Origin of the sequence: Methylobacterium sp. (assembly GCF_019750675.1) — a bacterium.
Lineage (GTDB): Bacteria > Pseudomonadota > Alphaproteobacteria > Rhizobiales > Beijerinckiaceae > Methylobacterium.
Genome location: NZ_JAIEOF010000173.1, coordinates 18,994 through 27,083 on the forward strand (window position 1 = coordinate 18,994; position 8,090 = coordinate 27,083).

7 protein-coding genes are annotated in these 8,090 nt (G+C 72.4%); 5 read left to right on the forward strand and 2 right to left on the reverse strand.

Annotation, left to right across the window (positions count from 1 at the left end; genetic code table 11):
• The first annotated feature begins 1 nt into the window (after position 1).
• Entirely contained in the window at positions 2 to 2,590 is a 2,589-nt protein-coding gene (locus tag K2X24_RS09245) for an ABC transporter permease (protein WP_292497037.1), read from the forward strand.
• Positions 2,591 to 2,594: 4 nt separating this feature from the next.
• Here the strand turns inward: K2X24_RS09245 and K2X24_RS09250 are convergent, their stop codons facing one another.
• Entirely contained in the window at positions 2,595 to 3,581 is a 987-nt protein-coding gene (locus tag K2X24_RS09250; protein ID WP_292497039.1) for an aldo/keto reductase, read from the reverse strand.
• Positions 3,582 to 3,699: 118 nt separating this feature from the next.
• On the opposite strand from K2X24_RS09250, the gene K2X24_RS09255 reads away from it, so the two are divergent.
• Positions 3,700 to 4,605, forward strand: a complete 906-nt coding sequence (locus tag K2X24_RS09255) for a LysR family transcriptional regulator (RefSeq protein ID WP_292497041.1) — start codon at positions 3,700 to 3,702, stop codon at positions 4,603 to 4,605.
• Here the strand turns inward: K2X24_RS09255 and K2X24_RS09260 are convergent.
• Entirely contained in the window at positions 4,589 to 5,776 is a 1,188-nt protein-coding gene (locus K2X24_RS09260) for a hypothetical protein (protein WP_292497043.1), read from the reverse strand. The genes K2X24_RS09255 and K2X24_RS09260 overlap by 17 nt on opposite strands.
• A 129-nt stretch (positions 5,777 to 5,905) precedes the next feature.
• Between K2X24_RS09260 and K2X24_RS09265 the strand changes: the two genes are divergently transcribed.
• The 3 genes from K2X24_RS09265 to K2X24_RS09275 form a co-directional block, all read left to right on the forward strand.
• Positions 5,906 to 6,514 (forward strand): NnrU family protein, encoded by a 609-nt coding sequence (locus K2X24_RS09265; protein ID WP_238281959.1) that lies wholly within the window; start codon positions 5,906 to 5,908, stop codon positions 6,512 to 6,514.
• A 133-nt stretch (positions 6,515 to 6,647) separates the two neighbouring features.
• Complete coding sequence (locus K2X24_RS09270) at positions 6,648 to 7,361, forward strand: tetratricopeptide repeat protein (protein ID WP_292497045.1); 714 nt, start codon at positions 6,648 to 6,650, stop codon at positions 7,359 to 7,361.
• 43 nt (positions 7,362 to 7,404) lie between these two features.
• Positions 7,405 to 8,090 (forward strand): GTPase (locus K2X24_RS09275; RefSeq protein ID WP_292497047.1); only part of this gene is annotated, 686 nt, incomplete at its 3' end.

Here is an 8,090-nt window from a genome sequence, read left to right on the forward strand (position 1 = left end):
GATGCACGGTACGCTGTCCCGGCCGGGCGAGCCCGGTCCCGCGCGGGGCCGGTCCGGCCTTCGCGTGCCCCTGACGCTGCGCCTCGCCCTGCGCGAACTGCGCGGCGGCCTCTCCGGCTTCGCAGTGTTCCTCGCCTGCATCGCCCTCGGCGTCGCCGCCATCGCCGGCGTCGCCTCGATCTCGCGCTCGCTCACGGACGGGCTCGGCCGCGAGGGCGCGCGCATCCTCGGCGGCGACCTCACCTACAGCCTGATCAACCGCGCGGCGACGCCGGAGGAGCGCGCCGCCCTCGACGCGCAGGGGCGCGTCTCGGTGGTGACCACCTTGCGGGCCATGGCGGTGGCCGGCGAGGGCACGGCGCTGGTCGAGCTGAAGGCGGTGGGCGACGATTACCCCAGCACCGGCGAACTCGTCACGGAGCCGGCCCGGCCCTTAAGCGAACTCCTGGGCGAGCGGGACGGCGCGGAAGGGGCCGTGGCCGATCCGGTGCTGCTGACCCGCCTCGACCTCAAGGTCGGCGACCGCATCAGCATCGCGGGCCGGCCCTTCGCGATCCGCGCGACCCTGGTCTCCGAGCCCGACCGCATCGCCAACGGCATCGGCTTCGGGCCCCGCGTCCTGATCTCGCACGCGGCGCTCGCGAAGTCCGATCTCGTCCGTCCGGGCAGCCTCAACCGCTGGAGCTACCGGCTCCGCATCCCGGAGGCCGACGACGCGGCCCTGCAGAGCCGGGCAGCGGCCGTCGCCAAGGCCGTGCCCGATGCGGGCTGGGAGATGCGGGCCCGCACCAACGCGGACCCGCGCTTCGCCAAGAGCATCGAGCGCTTCACGCAGTTCCTCACCCTGGTGGGACTGACCGCCCTCATCGTCGGCGGCGTCGGCGTGGCCAACGCGGTCGCGGCCTTCGTCGAGCGCAAGCGCGGCTCCATCGCCACCCTGAAGAGCGTCGGCGCGCCCGGCGGCCAGGTCGTCGTCCTTTATCTGACGCAGGTCGGGCTCATCGCGGCGCTGGGCATCGCCATCGGGCTCACTGTCGGCGCGCTGCTCCCGTTCGGCCTCGACGCGCTCTTCCACGATTCCCTGCCGCTGCCGCTGAACCCCACGATCGCTCCGACCGAGCTCGCGCTGGCCGCCTCCTACGGCTTCCTGACCGCGCTTGCCTTCGCGATCCTCCCCCTCGGGCGGGCGCACGACATCCCGGTCTCCGGCCTGTTCCGGGACGTGGTGGACACGGATGCGGGGCGCACGCGCCTGCGCTACCGCCTGATCCTGGCCGCAGCGCTGGCGGGTCTCGTCGCCCTGGCCGTGGGGACCGCCTTCGACCGGCGCCTCGCGCTGATCTTCATCGTGGCGGCCGGGCTCGCCTTCGGGCTCCTGCGCCTCGTCGCCATCGGGCTGATGGCGGGGGCCCGCCGCCTGCCGCGCCCGCGCATGGCCGCGCCCCGCATGGCGCTCGCCAACCTGCACCGGCCCGGCGCCCTGACCCCCGCCATCGTCCTCTCCCTCGGCCTCGGGGTGACGCTCCTCGTGACCCTGAGCCTGATCGACGCCAACGTCCGGCGCACGCTCACCAACTCGCTGCCCGCCAAGGCCCCGAACCTGTTCTTCCTCGACATTCCCTCCAGCGACGCCGACGCCTTCCACGGCTTCCTGGGGGGGCTCGCCCCGGGCGCCAAGATCGAGCGCGTGCCGATGATGCGCGGACGGATCACTGCCCTGAACGGCGTGCCCGCCGAGGCGATCAAGGCCCCGGAGGAGGCCGCCTGGGTCCTCGACGGCGATCGCGGCATCACCTACGCGGAGGATCTGCCCGAAGGCTCGAGCCTCGTGGCCGGGTCCTGGTGGAACGCCGAGGAGGCGAAGACGCCCCTCGTCTCCTTCGACGCCGAACTCGCGGGCAAGCTCGATCTGAAGGTCGGCGGCAGCGTCACGGTCAACGTGCTGGGGCGGACCCTGACGGCGCGAATCGCCAACCTGCGCAAGGTCGAGTGGCGATCGCTGGGCATCAACTTCGTCATGGTGTTCTCGCCCGGCACTTTCCGGGGAGCGCCGCATTCGGATCTGGCCACCCTGACCTTCCCGGACGGCCCCGACGCCAGGGCGGAGGCCGGCATCCTGCGGGACGTGGCGCGGGCCTACCCGTCCGTCACCAGCGTGCGGGTGAAGGAAGCGCTCGAAGCCGTGAGCGACATCGTCGGCAAGCTCGTGCTCGCCATCCGGGGCGCCAGCGGCATCGCCGTGGTGGCGAGCCTTTTCGTGCTCGCCGGGGCGCTGGCGGCCGGCCACCGGGCCCGGCTCTACGACGCCGTGGTCCTCAAGACCCTGGGCGCCACCCGGCGCCGGCTGCTCGCGGCCTACACCCTCGAATACGGGGCGCTCGGCGTCGCCACCGCGATCTTCGGCCTCGCCGCCGGCACCCTGGCGGGCTGGGTCATCGTCACGCGGGTGATGAAGCTCGAGTTCACCCTCGATCTCTCCGGCGCCCTGGTCGCCGCGACCCTGGCGGTCGCCTTCGCGATCCTGCTCGGGCTCGCCGGAACCTGGCGCATCCTCGGCCAGAAGCCGGCGCCCTACCTGCGCCAGTTCTAAAAAATCACGGCACCTCGATGCCCGCCGTGCCGCCCTCCGCGTAGCGCGCCCCGGCCACGGCATCCGGGCTGAAGAGGGCATCGAGCTCCGCGATCTCCCCCGGCGTCAGGACGAGATCCACGGCGGCGGCGTTCTCGGCGAGGCGCGCCCTCCGCCGCGCGCCGGGAATCGGCACCACCTCGGGGGCCCGGCTGACCAGCCACGCGAGGGCGACCTGCGCCGGTGTCGCCCCGCGCCGCTCGGCGATGGCGCCGAGGCCGGCGAGAAGCCGCCGGTTCTGTGCCAGCGCCGCGCCCTGGAAGCGGGGATTGCCCGTCCGGAAATCGCCCGCCGCGAGGCAATCCGGATCGATCGCCCCGGTGAGGAAGCCCCGACCGAGGGGCGCGTAGGCCACGAAGGTGACGCCGAGGTCCCGGCAGGTTTCCAGCATCCCGTCCTCCGGGCCCCGGCTCCAGAGGGAGTACTCGCTCTGCACGGCGGCGATCGGATGGATCGCGTGGGCGGCCCGCAGGGTCTCGGGCGAGACCTCGGACAGGCCGAGCGCCCGGACCTTGCCCTGCTCGACGAGGCGCGCCATCGCCCCCACGGTCTCGGCCAGCGGCGTCTCCGGGTTTCGGCGATGGCAGTAGTAGAGGTCGATGGTGTCCAGGCCGAGCCGCCGCAGGGAGGCGTCGCAGGCGGACGCGATATAGGCGGGGGTGTTGTCGATCCGCCGCTCCGCGCTGTCGGCCCGGCGCACGATGCCGAACTTCGTGGCGACGACGACCCGCTCGCGCCGCCCTGCCAGGAAGCGGCCGATCAGGGTTTCGTTGTGCCCGAGCCCGTAGGTATCGGCGGTGTCCAGGAAGTCGTAGCCGAGGTCGAGGGCGCCCGCGAGGGCGTCGCGGGAGGCGGCCTCGTCGGCGGAGCCGTAGAACTCGGACATGCCCATGCAGCCGAGGCCGGGGACGGAGACGGTGAGGCCGGTACGGCCGAGGGAGCGTCGCAGCATAGGCCTGTCCATCGCGTTCGGGATCGGGGCGTTTCGTGAACCGACCTCGGATGTGCCATGGCGGTCTTCCCCCGATAAGCTCAAGAAAGCGGGATGAGCCGTTGAGCCGGGATCACCAATGCGGCGTGCCGATCTGTCCGACCTCGCGGCGTTCGTGGCCATCGCCACGCGGGGGAGCTTCCGGGCGGCCGCCCTCGATCTCGGGGTCTCCACCTCAGCCCTCAGCCATGCCCTGCGCGGCCTCGAGACCCGGCTGGGCGTTCGCCTGCTCAACCGCACCACCCGCAGCGTCGCGCCGACCGAGGCGGGCGCGGCGCTGCTGGCGCGGCTCGCTCCCGCCTTCGCGGAGATCGCCGAGGCGGTCGGGGAGGCGGGCGCCCGCCGCGAGACCCTGACCGGCGCGCTTCGCATCAACGCCCCGCGCTCGGCCTGCCGCTTCGTGCTGATGCCCCTGGTGGCGCGCTTTCTCGCCCGCCATCCGGGCGTGCGCGTCGAGGTCAGCGCCGACGACGCGCTGACCGATGTGGTGGCGGGGCGCTTCGATGCCGGCGTGCGCGTGGGCGAGCGGCTGGCCGGCGACATGATCGCGGTGCCCCTCGGCGGCCCGTTACGCTTCGCGGTGGTCGGATCACCGGTCTATCTGGCGGATCGCCCCGCGCCGGCGAGCCCGGCCGACCTTCACGGCCACCGCTGCATCCGCCAGCGCTTCGCGGGCGGGAGCCTCTATCGCTGGGAGTTCGAGCGGGACCGACGCGACATCGCGGTGGCGGTCGACGGGCCGCTGATCCTCAACGACCAGGACCTCATCGTGCGCGCCGCCCTGGACGGGCTCGGACTCGGGTTCGTGTTCGAGGACAGCGTGCGGGAGCACCTCGACTCCGGCCGCCTCGTTCGCCTGCTGGCCGATTGGTGCCCGGCCTTCCCGGGATTCTTCCTCTATTACGCCGGGCGCCGGCAGGTGCCGCCGCCCCTGCGCGCCTTCCTCGACCTGCTGCGCGAGATCGATCCTACGGCCAGACCTTGATGGCGAGCGGCCGCCGCACGAGGTCGCGGTCCGAGGTGATGGCGCAGCCCTCGGTGCGCAGGGTCACGTAGGTCAGGATCGCGCGGTCGCCGGTATCGTCGAAGTTGCGCCCCTGCGCGTCCGGATCGAGCAGGGACGGATAGGCGATGAGGCCGCCGGGGGCCTGGCAGGGATCGTCGTACAGGGTGGCGCCCGCCAGGAGCAGGCGCGGCTGGTCCCAGGCCAGGAGGTCCCGCGAGGTCGTCCAGTAGAAGCCGGATTGCGGGAAGTCCCCGCCCGCCTTGGCCATGAAGACCGCGATCCAGGCGCCGCTCCCCCGGTGCCGCACCACGGCGCCGACCGGCGTCGGGAAGGGCGCGATGGGTGCGCAGGTGGCCGGGGCCTTGACCGGACCCGCATAGGGGTCCGGAAAGGCGGCGGTGAAGCCCGATCCGGTCCAGGCCCGCCAGCGGTTCGGATCGGCCGGGTTGTCCGAGCGGAACAGGCAGACCCCGGCGGATTGATCGCTGCCCGGTAAGGTCCAGCCCGTGGTGGAAGCCAGGAAGTAGCGCCAGCGGCCGTCCGCGAAGATGTTGGACGGGTTGAAGAACCCGCGATGGCGGCCCTGTCCGGCCTCCTGGCGGAAGGGCGGCCCGGCCACGACCGCCGGCGGCGTCGCCCGGGTGAAGCTGCGACCGCCATCCGCCGAGCCCGCCGCCACGAGACTGTTGTACCAGCACTCCATGTAGACCTTGGACCGGCAACGCCCGGGATGCTCGTTGGCGCGGTACTCGTGATGGATCAGGGCCGCGACGCCGCGCCCGTCCTCGGTCCAGGTCGCGGTGATCCAGGAGGCGTCGTCGTAGGCGGCCGGGTCGGCCTTTCCGCCCGATTCGAGCACGACCGCGCAGTCGAGCTTGAGCGCGTCGAGGCTCGGCCCCCGGAAGGCGCGGTTCCGGTAATGCATCCCGAAGAGCGCCACGGCCCCCGACGCATCGCGGAAGGCCCGCGCGGAGGCATCGGGCACGTCCACCCCGTCGCAGGCGTCCCGGGTCGCCTTGAAAAGGGTTGTCGCCGGCCCGACCAGGGTCAGGGCGGAGAGGGGTGGTTCGGGCGCGGCGCGCGCGGGTCGCAAGCCGAGACAGAACCCGAGGCAGAGACTTAGAGCCGCGAAGAGGAGGGGGCGCGTCATCGGGTGTGCCTGGACATCGGCCGAGGATTGCGTTTTGAACCGTTACGCTCTGCTTGTCCGGCCGCGCATCGGGCCGGGCTTGTCCACACCGATCCGAATCCCGCGCCCCAATCCTCGCGAAAGCCCGCCATGCTGCTCCTCATCCTCGGCCTCGTGCTGTTCCTCGGCACGCATGCCTTCTCCATGGCGCGGTCGAAGCGTGCGAAGGTCATCGGCGAGGTCGGCGAGGGCCGCTACAAGCTCGCCTACACCCTGTCCTCCCTCCTCGGCCTGGTGCTGATCGCCTACGGATTCCACCTCTATCGCGAGGCCGGCTACATCGCGGTCTGGAACCCGCCGGTCTGGACGCGCCATCTCTCCCTGCTCCTGACGGCTCTGGCCTTCGTCGCCCTGGCCTCCGCCTACCTGCCGGGCCACATCCGCGCCCGGGCCAAGCACCCGATGCTGCTCGCGGTGAAGATCTGGGCCACCGCGCACCTGCTCGCCAACGGCGATCTCGGCTCGATCCTGCTCTTCGGCAGCTTCCTCGCCTGGGCGGTGATCGCACGCATCAGCGCCAAGCGCCGGGCGCTCGCCCCCGGCGCCGTCGCCGCGCAGCATGCCGGCCCGGCCGTCGCCCCCGCCGGATGGCGCAACGACGCGCTGGCCGTGGTGATCGGTCTCGGCGTCTGGTTCGTCTTCGCCCGGTACCTGCATCCGCTGCTGATCGGCGTCGCCGCCTGGCCGGGCCAGGCCTGATTCGGGACCCGCGCGGCCGAGGCGCTCCGAAGCCGGTCGCCGAAGTCGGTCGCCAAGCCCGCGCGCCTGTGCTAGGCGCTTGGCCTTCCTCTTCATGCAGCGGCCGTCCGGGCCCCGGGCGGCGTGAGACCACATGGCCGAGAACAACGAGTTTATCCGCGAGGTCAACGAGGACTATCGCCGCGATCAGGTCGCCGAGATCTGGCGCCGCTACAGCGGCGTGATCATCGCGCTCGCGGTCCTCGTGGTGGCCGGCGTCGGCGGCTGGCGCTACTGGCAGCACGACCAGGGCGTGCGTGCGCAAGCGGCCTCCGAGCGCTTCGAGGTCGCCAACCGCCTCGCCCGCGAGGGCAAGACCGCGGAGGCCGACAAGGCCTTCGAGGCGATCGAGGCCGAGGCGCCCGCCGGCTACGCCCTGCTGGCCCGCTTCCGTTCGGCCACAGAGACGGCCAAGCGCGACCCGAAGGTGGGCGCGGCCGAGTACGATGCCCTGGCCAACGACACCAAACTCGGCACCGGCCTGCGCGACCTTGCGCGCCTGCGCTCGGCCCTCCTGCGCGTCGACGGGACCGACGCGGATGCCGCCCTCGCCACGCTCCAGGGGCTCGCAGCCCCGAACGGCCCCTTCCGCCACACCGCCCGTGAGATGCTGGGCCTCGTGGCCCTCAAGCGCGGCGATTTCGAGGGCGCCGGCCGCTGGTTCGACCAGATCAACGCCGACGCGCAGACGCCGCAGAACTTGCGCCAGCGCATCGAGGTCTACGCGGCCCTGGTGGCCGGCGGACCCGTCACCGTGACGGCGGCGGCGCCCGCCGCGCCGGCCGCACCCCCTCCCGTAACGCGCTGAGCAAACCTGCTTCTCCCGTACGCCTGACTGAAACGAGCACACCATGGATATGCCGACCGTCGCGATCGTCGGACGGCCGAACGTCGGCAAGTCGACCCTGTTCAACCGCCTCGTGGGCAAGAAGCTCGCCCTGGTGGACGACCGCCCCGGCGTGACCCGCGACCGGCGCGAGGGCGACGTCAATTTCGGTGGTCTCGTCTTCCGCATCATCGACACCGCCGGCCTCGAGGAGGCCGATCCGGGCTCTCTGATCGGCCGCATGCGGGCTCAGACCGAGGCCGCGATCCTCGAGGCCGACGTGGTGCTGTTCGTCATCGACGCCCGCGCGGGCATCCTGCCGGCCGACCAGCCCTTCGCCGACATGGTTCGCCGGGCCGGTTGCCCCGTCATCCTCATCGCCAACAAGGCCGAGGGCGGCGCGGGCATGGCGGGTGCCTACGAGTCGTTCTCGCTGGGGCTCGGCGACCCGATTCCGTTCTCGGCCGAGCACGGCGAGGGCATCGGCGAGTTGCACGACGCGCTGATCGAGAACCTGCCGAAGCGCGACGACGACGAGGAATACGACGACGATCCGCAGAACCGCTCGCTCAAGGTCGCCATCGTCGGACGTCCCAACGCCGGCAAGTCGACCCTGATCAACCGGATGCTCGGCGAGGACCGTCTCCTCGTCGGCCCCGAGGCCGGCATCACCCGCGATTCGATCTCCCTCGACTGGGAATGGCGCGGCCG